The 16,738-nt window shown below is 61.4% G+C and carries 17 protein-coding genes; 6 read left to right on the top strand and 11 right to left on the bottom strand.

The window, feature by feature from the left end; translation table 11 throughout:
- Positions 1–73 precede the first annotated feature (73 nt).
- The 3 genes from QLG02_RS10515 to arcB form a co-directional block, all read right to left on the bottom strand.
- The gene (locus tag QLG02_RS10515) at positions 74–277 is read right to left on the bottom strand and encodes a hypothetical protein (protein ID WP_011704847.1); all 204 of its coding nucleotides are present in this window, start codon (positions 275–277) and stop codon (positions 74–76) included.
- Between the two features lie 322 nt (positions 278–599).
- Complete coding sequence (gene dgt, locus QLG02_RS10510) at positions 600–1,955, bottom strand: dGTPase (protein WP_282465132.1); 1,356 nt, start codon at positions 1,953–1,955, stop codon at positions 600–602.
- 28 nt (positions 1,956–1,983) lie between these two features.
- Positions 1,984–4,296, bottom strand: coding sequence for an aerobic respiration two-component sensor histidine kinase ArcB (arcB, locus tag QLG02_RS10505; protein WP_282465131.1), 2,313 nt, complete (start codon positions 4,294–4,296; stop codon positions 1,984–1,986).
- A gap of 207 nt (positions 4,297–4,503) precedes the next feature.
- Between arcB and QLG02_RS10500 the strand changes: the two genes are divergently transcribed.
- On the top strand, positions 4,504–5,502 hold the full coding sequence (locus QLG02_RS10500) for a DUF2860 family protein (RefSeq protein ID WP_282465130.1): 999 nt from the start codon (positions 4,504–4,506) through the stop codon (positions 5,500–5,502).
- 68 nt (positions 5,503–5,570) lie between these two features.
- On the opposite strand, the gene QLG02_RS10495 is transcribed toward QLG02_RS10500, so the two are convergent.
- The 4 genes from QLG02_RS10495 to QLG02_RS10480 form a co-directional block, all read right to left on the bottom strand.
- Complete coding sequence (locus QLG02_RS10495) at positions 5,571–6,269, bottom strand: DUF3334 family protein (RefSeq protein WP_016349593.1); 699 nt, start codon at positions 6,267–6,269, stop codon at positions 5,571–5,573.
- 98 nt (positions 6,270–6,367) lie between these two features.
- Positions 6,368–6,805 carry an HIT domain-containing protein gene (locus QLG02_RS10490; RefSeq protein ID WP_282465129.1) on the bottom strand — a complete coding sequence of 146 codons (438 nt, stop codon included), beginning with the start codon at positions 6,803–6,805 and terminating at the stop codon, positions 6,368–6,370.
- Positions 6,806–6,877: 72 nt separating this feature from the next.
- A complete protein-coding gene (locus tag QLG02_RS10485; RefSeq protein WP_282465128.1) occupies positions 6,878–7,519 on the bottom strand; it encodes a DUF2057 domain-containing protein in 642 nt (213 codons plus the stop codon).
- A gap of 72 nt (positions 7,520–7,591) precedes the next feature.
- The gene (locus tag QLG02_RS10480; protein WP_282465127.1) at positions 7,592–8,491 is read right to left on the bottom strand and encodes a LysR family transcriptional regulator; all 900 of its coding nucleotides are present in this window, start codon (positions 8,489–8,491) and stop codon (positions 7,592–7,594) included.
- Between the two features lie 98 nt (positions 8,492–8,589).
- Between QLG02_RS10480 and QLG02_RS10475 the strand changes: the two genes are divergently transcribed.
- Positions 8,590–9,192: a short chain dehydrogenase gene (locus QLG02_RS10475; RefSeq protein ID WP_016349590.1), complete on the top strand. Its 603-nt coding sequence runs from the start codon at positions 8,590–8,592 to the stop codon at positions 9,190–9,192.
- Between the two features lie 142 nt (positions 9,193–9,334).
- Here the strand turns inward: QLG02_RS10475 and QLG02_RS10470 are convergent, their stop codons facing one another.
- From QLG02_RS10470 to dapA, 3 genes are all read right to left on the bottom strand, one after another.
- Positions 9,335–10,438 carry a phosphoribosylaminoimidazolesuccinocarboxamide synthase gene (locus tag QLG02_RS10470; protein ID WP_024944314.1) on the bottom strand — a complete coding sequence of 368 codons (1,104 nt, stop codon included), beginning with the start codon at positions 10,436–10,438 and terminating at the stop codon, positions 9,335–9,337.
- A 65-nt stretch (positions 10,439–10,503) separates the two neighbouring features.
- Positions 10,504–11,628: an outer membrane protein assembly factor BamC gene (gene bamC / locus QLG02_RS10465; RefSeq protein WP_011704837.1), complete on the bottom strand. Its 1,125-nt coding sequence runs from the start codon at positions 11,626–11,628 to the stop codon at positions 10,504–10,506.
- Positions 11,621–12,508 carry a 4-hydroxy-tetrahydrodipicolinate synthase gene (gene dapA, locus QLG02_RS10460; protein WP_282465126.1) on the bottom strand — a complete coding sequence of 296 codons (888 nt, stop codon included), beginning with the start codon at positions 12,506–12,508 and terminating at the stop codon, positions 11,621–11,623. Before dapA ends, bamC begins: the two co-directional genes overlap by 8 nt.
- Before the next feature lie 283 nt (positions 12,509–12,791).
- Here dapA and QLG02_RS10455 point away from each other — a divergent pair, with 283 nt between their 5' ends.
- The 3 genes from QLG02_RS10455 to QLG02_RS10445 all read left to right on the top strand — a co-directional run bounded on the left by QLG02_RS10455 (position 12,792) and on the right by QLG02_RS10445 (position 14,725).
- Positions 12,792–13,325: an ACT domain-containing protein gene (locus tag QLG02_RS10455; RefSeq protein WP_219311814.1), complete on the top strand. Its 534-nt coding sequence runs from the start codon at positions 12,792–12,794 to the stop codon at positions 13,323–13,325.
- Between the two features lie 21 nt (positions 13,326–13,346).
- Entirely contained in the window at positions 13,347–13,811 is a 465-nt protein-coding gene (gene bcp, locus QLG02_RS10450) for a thioredoxin-dependent thiol peroxidase (RefSeq protein ID WP_024944312.1), read from the top strand.
- A gap of 413 nt (positions 13,812–14,224) precedes the next feature.
- Positions 14,225–14,725, top strand: coding sequence for a YfbU family protein (locus QLG02_RS10445; protein WP_011704833.1), 501 nt, complete (start codon positions 14,225–14,227; stop codon positions 14,723–14,725).
- Between the two features lie 55 nt (positions 14,726–14,780).
- Here the strand turns inward: QLG02_RS10445 and yfbV are convergent, their stop codons facing one another.
- Complete coding sequence (gene yfbV / locus QLG02_RS10440; protein ID WP_011704832.1) at positions 14,781–15,221, bottom strand: terminus macrodomain insulation protein YfbV; 441 nt, start codon at positions 15,219–15,221, stop codon at positions 14,781–14,783.
- Between the two features lie 302 nt (positions 15,222–15,523).
- Here yfbV and QLG02_RS10435 point away from each other — a divergent pair, with 302 nt between their 5' ends.
- Positions 15,524–16,726, top strand: a complete 1,203-nt coding sequence (locus QLG02_RS10435; RefSeq protein WP_011704831.1) for an acetate kinase — start codon at positions 15,524–15,526, stop codon at positions 16,724–16,726.
- Positions 16,727–16,738 lie beyond the last annotated feature (12 nt).

Raw genomic sequence — 16,738 nt, 5'->3', positions numbered from 1 at the left:
CTCGTCCGGATACGAAAAACGGCAGGCTCACGCCTGCCGTTTTCTAGCAAGAAGGGGGCCAAGCCCCACATCATCAGGTTATTCGGTTCCCGAGTCGGAAGCCGGTTTGATATTCCCGCTCACGGATGTGGGCGATCTGCACATTTTGCCCTTCCAGACCGATGTCCTTGAGCAGAGCAGGCGACAGATGCAGGTAGCTGACACGACGCTCCAGCCGGGTAATCCGTTTCTGGACCAGGGTTTCGACGGTGCGCAGCAGGGTCAGTTCGATAGACATAATATTCTCCAGTTGAACGTGCGGTTCCCCCGGAGAGAAGAGATCACCCTGCGGGACAACCGCGGGTGATGAAAAAGCAGGTGTTACCTGTTTCCTCCACGCGGCAGAAAAAGAGCACGAGTCTTCGCGCTGCTGATGCAGCGGTCGAACGCAACGTTTAGCATTGAATGTTGCATATCCGTCTCCTTACCGAGTGAAAGTTGAACAAGTTGCCACAGTCTAAAAAAAGACCGAATTTTATACAAGAACCTCACCCCCCATATGGGGAGGTGAGTCATCTATCAATACTCATCCGGCACAGGCAGACCCGTGCCGCTCCGGCTCAGATCCCGGACAACAGCCGGAACTCCTCCAGCGCATAGGTATCCGTCATGCCGCTCACGTAGTCGAGCAGCAGCCGCACCCGGAAGTACCACTCCTGTTCTGCCCCGTCACTGAAGCGCGGATCCCGGCTGGCCACCGCCAGCCGGTATGCCTTGAGATGACGGGCCGACAGTCGATGAAACAGCCGGCGGGCGAAGAACAGCTCGCTGCCCCCCTGCCCGGCCAGCAGCCGCTCGAACTGCGCGGCCGGCAATGCCAGCAGGCAGGCATAGGTGGATAGCACGCCGCGCAGGGCGGCATAACCCTCCAGCTCCAGCGCCTCCACCTCTGGGCGCATGAACACCAGCTCGCGAGCCACTTGCTTGAGGGTATCGAGCACCCGCGCCGCCGGTGCCTGACCGTGCAGCAGGGCCTGGGGATAGGCGCCGCTCAGGATCTGCGGGTGCTCGCTCACATAGGTGTGAGCGGCCAGTTCCACCAGATCCCGGGTCAGCTGCTGGCGAAAGTGGGGGAAGAAGCCCCTGCCCGAGGCGGTCGCCTCCGCCAGCAAGCCGGCCATGTAGGCGCCGTCATCGGCCAGTCGCAGCGCCTGTTGCAGCTCGCTCAGACTGAGGATGCGCCGGTCCACCGCATCTTCGAGGTCGGCGATGCAGTAGGAGATGTCGTCGGCCGCTTCCATGATGTAGACCAGCGGATGACGGCAGCCGGGCGCCAATCCCAGGCTCTGGCCGAGGGCGCGGTAGAGGGGTTGTTCGCTGAAGAAGATGCCGCGCTTGCTGGCCCAGCCGTGATGTTGACCGCCGTGCAGGGGCTGCTGCGGGTATTTGCACAGCGCCGCCAGCTGTCCCAGGGTCAGATTCAGCTCGTGCAGGCTGTGCACCAGCCGCAGGCTCTGGGCATTGCCGTCGAACACCAGCAGATCCTGGCGCAGTTCGGCCCACTGCGGGCTGGGCGCCTGGCCAAGGGCAGCGGCAAACAGATCATCCAGCGCCTGTGCCAGCCACTGGCTCATCACCTGCTCGCCGAAGTGGCCGAACGGCGGGTTGCCGACGTCGTGCAGCAGGCAGGACATCTCCACCAGATTGATGAAGGCCCCCTCGCACACCGAGCCCGCCGGCAGCGCCGCCAGAATGCGGCGGCTGATCTGGCGGCCGGTCTCCTGCACCTCCAGCGAATGGGTGAGACGGCTGCGCACCGAGGCCTTCACGTCGAGTGGAAAGACCTGGGTCTTCTGCTGCAGCCGACGCACCGGCGCCGCCTGCACGATGCGGGCGCGGTCCTGCTCGGTCGCCTCCAGCAGATCTTCGTCACCCCAGCGATGGATGCGCTCGGGGGTAATCAAACGGCTATACATGTTGCGGCTCCTTGCCTGCGGCTCGCGTCTATGAGAGCAGCCAGCGCTTCAATCTGGCGATGTCACCCGGACACTCGCGGCGCAGCGACTCTATCCAGTCCTCCACGTTCTCCCACCAGGCGGGGTGATCCGGGCTCTGGATCAACTGGGCCAGCTGCTGCAACCGGCGCAGACCGATGGAGCCGGCCGCCCCCTTGATCTTGTGCGCCTCCTCCACCACGCCGGTCTGATCGCGGGCGATCATGTTGGAGTCGAGCACCGCCATGTAGTCCGGCATCATCTTCTCGAACAGCTCGACGCTGGAGAGCAGCACCGGCTTGCCCACCGTATCGGCGTAGTCGGTGAGGAAGGGCAAGTCCAGCAGCGCATCCTGGCTGCCCGCATCGGCCTGCTCATCCGCCTCATCCTCGGCCAGATCCGCAAACAGGTGGCCAATCACCTCCCGCACCGCCCTGGAGCCCAGCGGCTTGTTGATCACATCCTGCATGCCGTGATCCCGATAGTACTGGCGATCGCCGGTGGCGTTGGCGGTGAGTGCCACCATGGGCGGCAAACTGTCGCCGTAGCGCTCAAGCAACTGGGCCGCCACGTCGAAGCCGGTCATGTCCGGCAGCTGGATATCCAGCAGGATCAGATCAAAATCGTCGGGATTGGCCATGGCCAGCGCCTGGGCGCCATCCCGCGCCACCTTGACCTCATGACCCAGCTTGTTGAGCAGGGCGCAGGCCACGGTCACGTTGAGCTCGACGTCCTCCACCAGCAGGATATCGAGGCAGGGCATCTCGGGCTCGGCCGCGGGCGTCTGGGCGGCGACGCAGTCCACCTCCAGCTCGGCGGTGAAGCAGGCGCCCTCGCCCGGGTCGCTGTCCACGTAGAGCTGGCCGCCCATCGCCTGCACCAGCTGGCGGGATACCGCCAGCCCGATGCCGGTGCCGGTGGCGTGCTTCTTGCCCTGCACCTGATAGTACATGGCGAAGATCTTCTCCTGCTGGGCGCGGGGAATGCCGACCCCGGTGTCTTCCACCTCGAAGTGCAGCGCCAGCTTGCCCGGCTCATCGGCCGCGTGGGAGAGGCAACGTACCGTCACCCCCCCCTCATCGGTAAACTTGACCGCATTGCCCACCAGGTTCCACAACACCTGGCGCAACCGGGTGCCATCGGCCATCACGAATTGCGGCATGTCGCCATCCCGGTCGAAATGCAGATAGAGCCCTTTCTGCTCCGCCTGGATGCGCGACAGCGTCTCCAGCTCGTCGAGGAAGGCAGGCAGGTCGATGGGGGTCGGTGCAATTTCCAGCCGGCGCCGGTCCAGCTTGTCGAGATCGATGATGTCATTGAAGATGTTGCCGAGCGTCACCGCGCTCAGGTGAATGGTCTTGAGCTGCTGATGCTGCTTGGGATCGAGCGGCGTATCCATCAGCATCCGGCTCAAGCCGACGATGCCGTTGAGCGGGGTGCGCAGCTCGTGGCTGATGGTGGAGATGAAGGTGGTCTTGTCACGGCTCGCCTTCTCCAGCTTGTCCTGATACTGCTTGCGCTCGGTGATGTCGCGGCCAAACCCGAGCAGGCCGAGCCGCTTGCCGAAACGATCGAAGAAGGGCACCTTGCGCAGCTCGAAGTAGGCCTTGCGACCGTCTGGGTACTCCAGCCACTGCTCATAGGTGAGCGGCTCGTTCTGGGCGAAGACCTGCTTGTCGGTCTCCACCACCTTGCTGGCGATGTCGTGCTTGTAGACATCGAACGGGGTCAAGCCGATGAGCTCCGCCTCCACCTTGCCGGTGAGCTCCTCCATGGCGCGATTGCAGCCGGAGAACTGCTCGTCTTCGTTGCGGTAGTAGACCAGATCGGGGGAGCAGTCGATGAAGGAGCGCAGCAGGGCGGTGCGCTCCCCCAGATGCAGCTGGGCCTTCTCGCGCTGGAACACCTCGTTCTCCAGATCCTCGATGGCCTGCTGGCGCAGGGTCTCGGCCCGGTTGGTCTCGGCGATCTGGGCGTTGAGGCGGCTGATGTTCTCCTGCAGCTGGCTGTTGAGCTCGAGATCCCGCTCGCGCATGTCCTGCAGCTTGCGCACCATGCGGGTCAGCCGCTGGCGGGAGTCCTCCAGCTGATCCACCACGATGGAGAGAAAATAGACGGCCCAGGGGGTGACCAGCAGGCCGAAGAAGACCGAGCGCACCAGGTCGACGATGTCCACGGTGCCGCGCAGGAACAGGGTGACCCCCATCTGGATCGAAACGGCCAGCACTATGATGGCGGTGGCCAGGAACATGCTGAAGCGGACCAGTCCCAGCTTGGTCATCAGGTCGACGTAATATTGCGCCCAGGATTTGATTTGTTTCATCTTATTGTTTTCTCCCCGATATTCGCCGAACAGAATACCAGCACGGCGCGCCGAACTCTTGTGCCGTCGCACGATAAATTATCGGTTAACCTCCTCCGCCCGCTGGGGTAGCATGCCGGAGTCAATTCGGTCAGCCCGGGTTAAGCCTGGCTGGCTATAATGTTCGGCCGTTCAATTCAACCAACTGATATTTCAGGAGTCTCATCGATGCGTAATCTCACCCTGCTGAGTCTTGGCCTGCTGGCAGCCAATGCCGCCCACGCCGATCTGGGCGAGATCCCCAAGCAGTCCGGCTGGTCCGGTTTCCTGCTGGGCGGGGTCAACGCCGTCAGCTACAAGTCCAACTTCTATGCCGGCGATGACAACCACAGTCGCATCAATGACCTCGGCTCGCCCGACAGCGAGAGTGGCCTGACGCCGCTGCTCAACGCCGATATCCGCTACACCTTTGCCGATACCCGTACCCAGATCTTCCTCGGCAACCTGATCCAGGACGCGGTGCGCTTCGACTTCACCCAGCAGCTCGGCCTGCGCCAGGAGATGGGTGACAAGGGCATAGTCGCCACCTCGCTGGTGTTCAACGTCATGCCGGTCGAGCTGTGGAGCGATCCCTTCGCCACCGGAGTGGATCGCAGCTCCACCGATGTGAAATCGAAAGGGGCGCGTTTTGCCTGGGACAAGATCTGGGGCAGCAACTTCTACGGCAACCTGACCACCCGGGAGGTGGACATGGATGAGGAGCACAGCGGCCAGCAGTATGACCAGAGCCACGGCACCCACTACGCCGACATGCTGGATCGCAACGGCAAGATGCACGACATGGAGCTCTCCTACCAGTGGCACTTTGGCGGCAACCAGCTGCTGGAGCCAGCCATCGTCTACAAGCAGGCCCGCCTTGACGGCAGCGCCGAGAGTTTCAAGAACACCGGCCTGAAGCTGACCTATGCCAAGCGCGGCCCCCAGTGGTCCTTCGTCAGCAACCTTTATACCGGCAAGCGCAAGTATGACGAGGCGAACCCCATCTTCGGCCAGCGTGCCGATGCCGACGAATTCGCCATCAACGGCACCTTCTTCTGGCACAACCTGTTTGGCGTCAACGCCCTCGCCGCCACCTTAACCGCCGCCTATGCCAGCGCCGACTCGGACATCAACTTCTACGACAGCCAGTCCACCCGTTTCAGCACGGGTCTGCTCTACAACTTCTAAACCCGACCCGCATCAACAAACGAGGCCACCCCATGGGTGGCCTCGTCATTTGCAACGGCCTGCGGCCATCAGATCCCGAGCGAGTCGAGCAGATCGTCGTGATCGTTGGCCACCGGGGCGGCGGCCGGAGCAGGCTGGGCAGCCTCGCGCTTGGTCTGGGCGATCAGGGCATCCGGATCCAGCTCCTCCTGATCCATGCCGTCGTTGTGGATGCGGATGAACTCGGTCTTGTCCATCGCCAGCTCCAGATAGAAGATGTTGTTGCGGGCGGTGAAGAAGGTGACCCGGCGCGACTCCGGGCTGTCGAGGTTGGTATCGACGCTCAGCATCACCTGCTTGTTGAGGGCCAGCATCTTCGGCTGGTTCTGGGTGATGTGGGTCTGCAGATCGCGACCGACCTTGACGGTGAAGCTGCCGACGATCTGGTTCATCAGCTCGCCCATGACGTTGCTCACCTCGTCCGAGGTATGGGAGATGGCGAGATCTTCCTTGGAGAGCCCCATGCTGAGCATGTAGCTCTCGTACAGCTCCATGGCGGCGGAGGCGGAGAAGTTGATCACCACCAGGCCGGAGAAGCCGCCGTCAAACAGCACGAAGCAGCCGATATCCGGCTTGAGGCAGGTCTTGCTGATCCGCTGCACCATGCCGGAGAAACGCACCTGACTCTGGGTTGCCGCACTCAATACATCCGTGACCGAATGGCACAGGCTCAGCAGCACGTCCTCTGTGGTCAATACGGTATCGTTGTCGGCTCTTGTCACTATCATGGGACCTTCCTGAACATCGAAAATGGGCTTATCTATACCATAACTCTAACAGATAGCGCGGCTTGGGCTTCGAAATAGCGAGCCGCCTCTCAGTTGATTCAATTGTCAGTGCCAAGCGGGCTGAATCCGGCCAGATTGGCCAGCTTCAGACGCCAGCTGGCCGCCTCTGCCAGCAATGCAGCTTCCTCATAGGGCACGGAGGGATGAGCACCCCAGATGGGACCGGGCCAGGCCTTGTCGGTACTGAAACGGGCGACATGATGCAGATGCAGCTGGGGTACCAGATTGCCGAGCGCCGCCACGTTGATCTTGTCCGGCCGCAGCGCCTGCTCCATCAGGGTGGCGACCGCGCAGGACTCCTCCATCAGCTGCTGTTGCTGCTCCGGTGCCAGGTGGTGAATTTCCCGCAGATTGGCCACTCTCGGCACCAGGATGAGCCAGGGATACTGGCTGTCCTTGGCCAGCAGGACACGGCAAAGGGGCAGATCGCCGAGCAGGCGGGTATCTGCCTGCAGGCGGCTGTGCAGTTCAAACATGAAGACCTCGTTGACGTAAGGTGGGCGCGATGCACGATGAGAGCCCCCACGTTACTGCAACGGGCCGCAAACTTAAAGTCGCGGCACGGCCCAGCTGACAAAGCGCTTGCGAAGCGCGGGGTCGGCCTTGAGGAAGAGTTGCTGCAACTGGCCCTCCAGCGCGCTGGCCGCCACCGGTTCAACCGCAGCGGCGGTTGCTGTCACGGGCACGACCGTGCTCAATGCCGCCTTGCCGCCGCTCTGGTTGTATTCGGCGAGTTTGGCCCGCCAATCCATGCCAATCAGCATGCCGCTGGTGACCAGCACATCCTGCTGGCTGGCAAGGCTCTGGCCACCGGCCTGCAGACCCATGACCGGAGACTCGGCATACTGCGCCATGCCCCGTTCATCGCTCGGCAAGTTGGCGACCAGCCGCATCTGCTGCTGACTGGCTTGATAACGCAGCACCTGCGGCGCGGAGCGCAGCTGGCGGTCATTCTCGCTGCTGCTGCGACTCGGGATCACCCCTTCATAACGCACCAGCAACTGCTGTTCCCCATCCGGCAGAGTGGCGTGCTGCTCGTCGTGCAGCGTGCCCGCACTCACCGCCAGGATCTGGAAATCCGCCGGCACCCTCACCTCGACGGCCGCCCACGCCGCACTGCCCAGCACCATCTTCATGCCCAGCGCTGCCCACAGCAGCGATACCCCACGCCCGTACCGATAACCCTTCATGTTTGCTCATCTTCCTGTTCGCGTTGATGGGCGCAGGCTAGCAGCCGAAGATGACAGAAAAATAACGAGGGCTCAGAGTAGGTAGTGGGGGCGCTCGGCAAACCACTGGGCCAACACCTGCTTGAACAGCCGGATCTTGCGCGGTACCCGCCGCTGCTGGGCGTGCAGGACGTGCAGCGGATGCAACCCGGTCTGCCACTCCGCCAGCACGGTGACCAGCGCCCCCTGCGCCAGCCAGGGTTCCACCAGCATCAGCGGGCACTTGGCGTACCCCATGCCGGCCCGAGCCAGCTGCAGCACGGTACTGTAGTGGTTGGCCCGCACCTTGCCCTGCACCAGGATGTGCGCCTCCTCCTCTCCCTTGCGAAAGTGCCACTGCTCCCAGGCCGGGTTGTGACCCTGCAGCAGACAGGACCGTCCTCCCAGCTCATAAGGAGTGACGGGGATCCCCTCCCGCGCCAGCAGGGCCGGGCTTGCCACCACCACATCCTTGAGCCTGCCGAGCGGCAGGGCCACCAGGTTGTCGGGAATGCTGCTCATGGCGCGCAGGGCGATGTCGTGCTCCCCCTGGCTCATGTCGATCATGGCGTTGGTGAAGTTCAGTTCGACCTGAACGCCGGGGCAGAGCTCGGCAAAGCGGGCCAGCAGATCGTTCACCATGCGATCGCCGGTACTGACCGGGCAGGTGAAACGCAGCCGGCCGCCATCCTCCTCGGTCAGCGCCTGGATATCCTGCTCCGCCTGGCGCGCCAGCGCGAAGATCTCGCCGGCCTGCTGATAGAGGGTCCGGCCCGCCTCGGTGAGGCTGAGTCGGCGAGTGGTACGCTGCAGCAGCTGGGCATTGAGAGTCGATTCCAGTGCGCTGACGTGACGGCTCAGCATCCCCTTGCTCACCCCCAGGCTGTCGGCCGCGGCCGAGAAACTGCCCTTTTGCACCACCTCGTAAAAGCTGGCCAGGTGGGAGATGTCCATTCATTAGCTCCAATATGGAAACAATGCGTTTATTTTACGCGCTTTTTCTCCCTTTTCATCGCGCTAGAATCAACACATCCCAACCAGGAGTGAAACAGATGAAGATTGTGATTGTGGGTGCCTCCGGCACCGTCGGCTCCGCCGTCAGCGAGTTGCTTGCCAAAGACCACCAGGTGATCCGGGTCGGTCACAGCCAGGGGGACGCCACGGTCGACATGCGCGATCCCGCCTCCATCAAGGCGCTGTTCGCCAAGCTGGGGCAGTTCGATGCGCTGGTGGTGGCCAGCGGCAGCGTGGCCTTCAACGCCCTCACCGAGATGACCGACGAGCAGTGGCAGGTGGGGCTTCAGAGCAAGCTGATGGGCCAGATCAACCTGACCCGGGCCGCCATCCCCCACCTGAACGACAAGGGATCCATCACCCTGATCAGCGGCATCCTGAGCGAGGAACCCATCAACTGGGGGGCGAGCGCGACCACCATCAACGGCGCCATCGATCACTTCGTCAAGGCGGCGGCCTGCGAGCTGCCACGGGGTCTGCGCATCAACGTGGTGAGCCCGACCGTGCTGACGGAGTCGATGGATAAATACGCCAGCTTCTTCCCGGGCTTCGTCCCAGTGCCCGCCGCCAGGGTGGCGCAGGCCTACCAGAAGTCGGTACTGGGGGTGCAGACCGGCCAGGTGTTCAGGGTCAACGGCTGATCGCCGCCCTGCTGCCGCCCAGCCGGCACGGCAACAAAAACGGGCCCCGTGATGGGGCCCGTTCCATTGCAGCCAGCATGCCGACTTGCAGTTGGCTGATGGCAAACGTTTGTTTTTACGGCAACAAAAAAGGCGATGTGCCTCAGTCGATCAGCCCGTACTGCGCGCGCAGCACTTCGATGATCTCCTGCTTCGGATTGGCGCTGCGTACCAGCGGCTGACCGATGATCTTCTCGGCAATCCCCACATAGGTGTTGGAGATGTCCATCATCACTTCGGTCGGCAACTTGTTGTCGCGGGCCAGGGCGAAGCGCTCGGGCATGCGGTGCTTGTTGAGCAGGATGTCCGGATCCGGGAAGTGATTGAGCAGCCACTGGCGGAAGCCCTCTTTCGATTTCTCGACGATCTGGCCGTCGCGCAGGGCGGCGCCATCCCAGATGCGGGAGCTGTCGGGGGTGCCCACTTCATCCATGTAGATCAGCTTCTCGTTGCCGGCGGCGTCATTGACGTAGCCAAACTCGAACTTGGTGTCGACGAAGATCTGATCCAGCTCGGCCAGCGCGTCACTGATGACGTTGAAGCCTTCCTTGAGCAGCACTTCGTAGCGGTCGATGTCGGCCGGCTTGCTGAAGTTGAAGCCCCGGTAGTGGCGTTCGATGTCGGCACGGGAAACGTTGACGTCGTCGGCTTCCGGCACGCCGTCCAGCCCGGTCAGCACGCCCTTGGTGGAGGGGGTGATGAGGATCTCGGGCAGCTTCTGATCCTTCTTCAGTCCTTCCGGCAGGGTGATGCCGCAGAACTCGCGCTCGCCATCCTTATAGGCACGCCACATGGAGCCGGTGATGTACTGGCGGGCAATCGCCTCGATCATCACGGGGCGGGCTTTTTGCACGATCCAGACGAAGGGATGGGGGATGTCCAGGATGTGGCTGTCGGCCAGCCCCTTCTCCTTGAACAGCTTGAACCAGTGGCTGGAGATGGCGTTGAGCGCAGCCCCTTTGCCCGGCACGCCGTTGAGCCCGTCCACGCCCTGCCAGATGCAGTCGAAGGCCGAGATCCGGTCACTGATCACCATGATGGCGAGCGGCGCATCTGCCGGCACGTCGTAACCCTTCTCGCGGATGAGGCGGGCACTGTCTGCGGCGGTCAGCCAGTAGACGCTGCGCACCTTGCCGGAATGGACGGGTTTATCGGTACGGATCGGCAAATCGTCGTTCACCGCCAATACTTGATCTGCAAGACTCATGGTAAGTAACACTTCCTGTTTGTGGGGGGTTTACATAACAAAACAGGGGCACAAGGCCCCTGTTTCTATTCTGTTTTTGCAGCTTGGTCAGCCAGACCCTTGGCGAATGCCTCGGACAGACTGATGTACATCTGGGAGATGACACCGGACGACACGGGCTTCTTGTCCTTGTCGAACAGGGTGATGGAGGTCTTGCCCCCCGCCATCTCGCCAAGCTGGAAGCGATACTTGTCTTCGTCCAGCTTGAACGGCTCGCTGCCCTTGGCCTTCCAGAATTCGCTGCCCGGCTCGTCGTACTCCACGTCGATCCAGCCCAGCGACTGCTGGGTATCCTTGATGGTGAAACCGTAGGCCGGCAGCACCTGATTGAGACGACGCCACACCTGATCAAACGAGCCATCGACGATCCAGGCGCTCAGCTCGTTGTTGTCCAGACCCAGTTCCAGCCCCATGCCGTCGTTGGCCTTGTGCTGTTCGCGGGACTTGAGCTGCTTGTCGTAGTAGAGCGAGAACTGGTTGAGGGCCCGGGTCGCGTAGCGCTGGGCATCCGCCGGGGTCAGCTCCTTGCTGGTCTCGCCATCGACGGTCTCTTCATGATCCAGTACCCGTACCGACATGTTGACGGCGTGGCGCTGGGGATCGTTGCGCAGGGTGAACTGGTAGCGCTGGCGAATGACGAAGTCATCGTCCTCTTCACTCCAGCCGTCGAGCGCCTTGGTGTTGTCAAACCAGCCGGTCTGCAGCACGCCGGCCTGCTGGTCCAGCTTCTCGGTGGTGACCTTGTACTGGGCGAGGAAGTTCATCAGGAAGGCCCAGGTATCGCGCTCCACACTCTGGGAGGTGCTGAGAGCGTAGAAGGCCATGGTGGGTTCGCCAGCATTGGCCACCACCTGGCTGCCCGGTACCACGGTCAGCAGCTGGGCGGGTGGACGCACGTCAACCTTGGCACCCAGCGCACCGTCACGGCTGCTCTCTGGCAGGGCCGGAATGTCGAAACTGCTGTTAAAGGCGGGGGTATTCAACCCGGCCGGCACCAGAAACGCACGGCCTTCAAGGCGGGCATCCTCGTACTCGAAACCACGGTTGGCCATCTTGCGTTCCTGGGGTGAGCTACAGGCTGCCAGCACGGCAACGGTCGCCACACTCAGCACCAGGCGCACTGCATTTCCCTTTCCATTTGCTTTAAACACTCGCCATCAACTCCGCAGTCGTCAGTGCTTGCGCCATCGCCTGTTCGCCCTCGGGGGTGAGGTCGGTGAGCGGCAGACGCAAGGTGGCCGTCGCAATCAATCCCAGCTGGGCACAGGCCCACTTCACCGGGATGGGACTCGGTTCGCAGAACAGAGTCTGATGCAACGGCATCAATCGATTGTTGATGTCGTGCGCTCGACCGGCATCACCGGCCAGCGCAGCACGACACATGTCGGCCATCTGGGCCGCTGCAATATTGGTGGTGACCGAAATGACTCCGTCCCCGCCTTGCAGCATGAAATCACATCCACTGGCATCATCGCCACTATAAAGCGCGAATTGTGCGCCGCACAGCTCGCGCAGCAGCGGCGTACGGCCCAGATCCCCGGTCGCCTCTTTCAGGCCTATGATGCCGGGCACCTTGGCCAGTCGGGCTACCGTCTCCGGTTTGAGATCGCAACCGGTACGACCGGGCACATTATAAAGAATTTGGGGCAGACCACTAGCCTCGGCGATCGCACAATAGTGACGATAGAGGCCTTCCTGGGTGGGTTTGTTGTAATAGGGGGTGACCGAGAGACCCGCCACCACGCCGGTTTCGGCGAAGCGCTTGGCCAGGTCGATGGCATGGGCGGTATTGTTGGAGCCGCAGCCGGCAATGACCGGAATGCGTCCGGCGGCCAGCGCCACGGTTTTCTCCACGACGGCGATGTGCTCCTGCTCGCTCAGGGTCACCGACTCCCCCGTGGTCCCGACCGCCACGATGGCGCTGGTCCCGGCGCTGACATGATAGTCGACCAGAGTGGCCAGACTGGCCCAATCGACTTCACCTGAAGCCAGCATGGGGGTAACGAGGGCAACAATACTACCGCGCAACATGGATATTTCTCCCGATTTTCAGGGGCGTTATGGTAAAGCTGCCCCCTTGGAAAAACAAGGGAGGCCAGGGGCAAGCCGTGTTACCATCCGGCAAAAACCGCACTGCGCGAGCCGCGGTGGAACACGCCGGACGCTGGTCGTGACACCCCGATACCGTGCTCGTTGCAACGAGATTCTCAACAAGGTTGCCATGCAGGATCGCTGGCAGTGGCCCATGGCCAGCCCCTTCGGGCCATGCCACTGCATCCACATTCGCAACCCGCTAATGGACGAGAGAAGATTTATGACTCATTTCCTGGTCGTAACGGCCATCGGCACGGACAGGCCTGGCATCGTCAATGAGGTCACCCGCCACGTCAGTGGGTGTGGCTGCAACATTGTCGACAGCCGTCTTGGCATCTTCGGCAATGAATTCACCTTCATCATGCTGCTGTCCGGTGACTGGAACAGCCTGATGCAGCTCGAGATAAGCCTGCCCCTGCGCAGCCAGGAGTGGGACCTCATCACCATGATGAAGCGCACCGAACGCCATCAGTCGCTGCAATACGACATCAGCGCCAACGCCGAGATCCTGATCCGGGACCAGCCGGGCATCGTAAGCCAGTGCACCCAGTTCTTCAGCGATCACGGCTGGGACATCCAGGCCATGCAGACCATCACCCTGGAACAGCAGCCGTTCAACCTGCTCAAGGCCAGCTTTCAGCTCAATCTGGCCAAGCAGGGAGAGGCGGCCGGCTCGCAGACGGCCTTCGCCGGATTCTGTCGTGAACTGGGCGCAGAATCGTTCGAATTCATCGTCAATCACAAACACGCCTGACGACTCATCCAAGGAGATCCCATGCAACCTTTATCTGCTGGCAGCCTGGCCCCCGATTTTTCCCTGTCCGATCAGGACGGCAACCAGGTACGCCTTGCCGACCTGCGCGGCAAGAAAGTGCTCGTCTACTTCTATCCCAAGGCGATGACCCCGGGTTGCACCACCCAGGCTTGCGGCCTGCGCGACGTCAACGCCGAGCTGGCCGCCCTCAATGTGGTGGTGCTCGGCATCAGCCCGGATCCGGCCAAGCGGCTGAAAAAATTCGAGGAGCGCGACAACCTGAACTTCCGCCTGCTGGCCGATGAAGACCATGCAGTGGCCGATGCGTTTGGCGTCTGGGGCCCGAAGAAGTTCATGGGCAAGGAGTATGACGGTATCCACCGGCTGAGCTTCCTCATCGACGAAGAGGGCAAAATTAGCCATCGCTTCGACAAGTTCAAGACCAGCGATCACCATCAGGTGGTGCTCGACCTGCTCAAGGGCTGAGCCCCAGATACCGGTACTGCCCATATGGAAAGGGCCTGCAAGCGCAGGCCCTTTTTTTATTCGCATGTCGTTGCCTGCCTCGCGTTGCGGGCAGGAGGCTCGATGCCCGGTCCTTCGGCTCGCCTGCCAGGCAAGTGACTGGCGGCAACATTCTCGTTTGTCATGAAGGCGCCGGCTTGCATCCACGATGGGATGCCTTGGTGACGGGTCTTTCGGCACAGGCCAAATGACGCCCTTATTGTTGCGCCAGCGAGCCAGAAAGCAAGCCGCCGGCCGTTACATTTAATTAACCAGCTGGGGCCGACGTTGATTTCCCGCCCCGCTATCTCGCCAACCTCCCCTGCCAGATCAAAAAATTCATCTTATATATGGGTTAACGTGGCCCCAGTTTCATTTTCCAGTGAGAAAAGCCCATGAACATGAGCCACACCGAACGTCTGATCCTGAGCAACCAGTACGAGATCCTGGCCAAACTCAATCCGGAGAAGGCGGCGTTTTACCAACGGGCCAGCACCATCATCGAGCGCGGCTACTGCCTGCAGATCCTCGAACTGGAGAAGAGCTTCGGCCATCTGGATCTGGCCACCTGCCAGGAGGTGATCGACACCCTGGAACTGCACCACGCGCTGGCCATCTCCTGGGGCAACCTGGAAGCGGCCGATCAGGGCGAAATCAATGCCAGCCGGCTGGAGTTCAACGGCTACAGCCGCAGCCAGGAGCGGGAGCTGGCCGACTATGTCTGCTTCCTGCTGGAGGTGGACAAGCGCTTCCCCGAGCTCAAATGCCCGTGCGACGAGCTCTCCAGCGACATCGCCATGCGCGACAAGTACCAGCGCATGTTGACGGTCTGGCGCCAGTGCCCGCGTCAGTACAAGCTCTCCATCCAGGAGATCCGCAAGGTCCTGGCGGCCTGATAGATATGAAAAAGGCGCCGCGAGGCGCCTTGGTCCGAGTCATGGCCCACAGGCCTCACTCGTAGAGGAAGGATTTGTCCAGCTGCTTGAAGGCAGCGTTGAGGGTATCGGCCAGCTCTTCGTATCTGGGCTGGGCCACCAGTTGGCGACGACCGCCCTGCTCGTTCATCTTGCCGTTGATCTCGCGATACCAGCTGGCAAGGGAGGGCGGCAGCCGGGTATCGGCGCGCTGACCGAGCCAATAGTAGCCCTGCAGCGGCAGGCTGAGCAGAAACAGCACCGAGGTCATAACAGAAGGCCAGTAGTGCAGCTCGCCGAACTGGAACTGCAGCATAACGCTGAGCACCGCCAGTGCCGGAATGACCTTGAGGGCGAACTCGGTGGCCTTGATCACCCTATTCTCCGGGAACATGGAATTAAGCTCGGGACGGCGGGGCCAAAGGGTCATATAATGACGGCCTTGCTGTAACTTAGTTCCAAAAATGTTCATGCTCATGCTACCTCCGAGCTCTTTTTGAACGTATTAACGGCAAAACCACGACAATATTTGATGCGCAATAACAAAGGTTGAGGATGACTTTGTTATTTTTCAACAATCGGGTTATCCTTTGTACGCCCAATTTTTGCGCCAACGGCCTGCCGTTGCGCTGTCAGGGACGTCTGGATTTCGGGTCTTGTATCACTATACAAGGGGCAAGCAACAGATTGCCAACCCTCATAAGGATAAGTTGAAAGTTTTTGGACACGGCTCGTCCAACGCATCCTCCTACACAACCCAATCTGCGATAGGATTTATTCATGAGTAAGCTGGTTCTTGTTCTTAACTGTGGCAGCTCGTCCCTGAAGTTTGCTGTCATTGACGCAACCACCGGTGATGACCTGCTGTCCGGCCTGGCCGAGTGCTTCAACCTCGACGACGCCCGCATCAAGTGGAAACTGAACGGTGAGAAAGGCAGTGCCGATCTGGGCGCCGGTGCCGCTCACCAGGAAGCGCTGGACTACATCGTCAACAAGATCCTGCCGCTCAACCCGGAGCTGTCCAAGAACCTGATCGCCATCGGCCACCGTGTGGTACACGGCGGTGAGCGCTTCACCTCTTCCGTGCGCATCTGCGACGACGTCATCGCCGGCATCGAAGCCGCCGTACCGTACGCGCCGCTGCACAACCCGGCTCACCTGATCGGTATCCGTGAAGCCCGTCGCGTGTTCCCGGCGCTGGCCGAGAAGAACGTTGCCGTGTTCGACACAGCATTCCACCAGAGCATGCCGGAAGAAGCCTTCCTGTACGCCCTGCCGTACAAGCTCTACAAAGAGAACGGCATCCGTCGCTACGGCGCCCACGGCACCAGCCACTACTACATCAGCCTGGAAGCCGCCAAGCAGCTGAACAAGCCGGTGGAAGAGCTGAACATCATCAACTGCCACCTGGGCAACGGCGGTTCCGTCTGCGCCATCAAGAACGGCAAATCCGTCGACACCTCCATGGGCCTGACCCCGCTGGAAGGCCTGGTGATGGGTACCCGTTCCGGTGACATCGATCCGGCCATCATCTTCTTCCTGCACGACAAGCTGGGCATGAGCGTGGCCGACATCAACACCATGCTGACCAAAGAGTCCGGCCTGCAGGGTCTGACCGAAGTGACTTCCGACTGCCGTTTCGTTGAAGACAACTACGACAGCAAAGAAGAAGCCAAGCGTGCCATGGACGTTTACTGCTATCGCCTGGCCAAGTACATCGGCGCCTACGCCGCCGCCATGGACGGTCGTCTGGACGCCGTGGTCTTCACCGGTGGTATCGGTGAAAACTCCGCCCCGATCCGTGAAATCACCCTGAACAAGCTGGGTCTGCTGGGCTTCGACGTCGATCACGACGCCAACCTGAAGGCTCGTTTCGGCAAGGGTGGCGAGATCACCAAGGCTGGTTCCACCAAAGCCCTGGTTATCCCGACCAACGAAGAGTGGGTCATCGCCCACGACGCGCTGGAACTGGTTGGCGCATAATTTCGCTGTAGA

Origin of the sequence: Aeromonas sp. V90_14 (genome assembly GCF_029967615.1) — a bacterium.
Classification (GTDB): Bacteria; Pseudomonadota; Gammaproteobacteria; order Enterobacterales; family Aeromonadaceae; genus Aeromonas; species Aeromonas hydrophila.
The sequence above is the reverse complement of the archived record's forward strand: the minus strand, read 5'-3'. Positions and strand labels throughout refer to the sequence as shown.

What these genes read in the sequence shown, in the direction of transcription:
- QLG02_RS10515 (WP_011704847.1), bottom strand. Translation starts at nt 277, where the DNA reads ATGTCTATCGAACTGACCCTGCTGCGCACCGTCGAAACCCTGGTCCAG.
- dgt (WP_282465132.1), bottom strand. Translation starts at nt 1,955, where the DNA reads ATGTATAGCCGTTTGATTACCCCCGAGCGCATCCATCGCTGGGGTGAC.
- arcB (WP_282465131.1), bottom strand. Translation starts at nt 4,296, where the DNA reads ATGAAACAAATCAAATCCTGGGCGCAATATTACGTCGACCTGATGACC.
- QLG02_RS10500 (WP_282465130.1), top strand. Translation starts at nt 4,504, where the DNA reads ATGCGTAATCTCACCCTGCTGAGTCTTGGCCTGCTGGCAGCCAATGCC.
- QLG02_RS10495 (WP_016349593.1), bottom strand. Translation starts at nt 6,269, where the DNA reads ATGATAGTGACAAGAGCCGACAACGATACCGTATTGACCACAGAGGAC.
- QLG02_RS10490 (WP_282465129.1), bottom strand. Translation starts at nt 6,805, where the DNA reads ATGTTTGAACTGCACAGCCGCCTGCAGGCAGATACCCGCCTGCTCGGC.
- QLG02_RS10485 (WP_282465128.1), bottom strand. Translation starts at nt 7,519, where the DNA reads ATGAAGGGTTATCGGTACGGGCGTGGGGTATCGCTGCTGTGGGCAGCG.
- QLG02_RS10480 (WP_282465127.1), bottom strand. Translation starts at nt 8,491, where the DNA reads ATGGACATCTCCCACCTGGCCAGCTTTTACGAGGTGGTGCAAAAGGGC.
- QLG02_RS10475 (WP_016349590.1), top strand. Translation starts at nt 8,590, where the DNA reads ATGAAGATTGTGATTGTGGGTGCCTCCGGCACCGTCGGCTCCGCCGTC.
- QLG02_RS10470 (WP_024944314.1), bottom strand. Translation starts at nt 10,438, where the DNA reads ATGAGTCTTGCAGATCAAGTATTGGCGGTGAACGACGATTTGCCGATC.
- dapA (WP_282465126.1), bottom strand. Translation starts at nt 12,508, where the DNA reads ATGTTGCGCGGTAGTATTGTTGCCCTCGTTACCCCCATGCTGGCTTCA.
- QLG02_RS10455 (WP_219311814.1), top strand. Translation starts at nt 12,792, where the DNA reads ATGACTCATTTCCTGGTCGTAACGGCCATCGGCACGGACAGGCCTGGC.
- bcp (WP_024944312.1), top strand. Translation starts at nt 13,347, where the DNA reads ATGCAACCTTTATCTGCTGGCAGCCTGGCCCCCGATTTTTCCCTGTCC.
- QLG02_RS10445 (WP_011704833.1), top strand. Translation starts at nt 14,225, where the DNA reads ATGAACATGAGCCACACCGAACGTCTGATCCTGAGCAACCAGTACGAG.
- yfbV (WP_011704832.1), bottom strand. Translation starts at nt 15,221, where the DNA reads ATGAGCATGAACATTTTTGGAACTAAGTTACAGCAAGGCCGTCATTAT.
- QLG02_RS10435 (WP_011704831.1), top strand. Translation starts at nt 15,524, where the DNA reads ATGAGTAAGCTGGTTCTTGTTCTTAACTGTGGCAGCTCGTCCCTGAAG.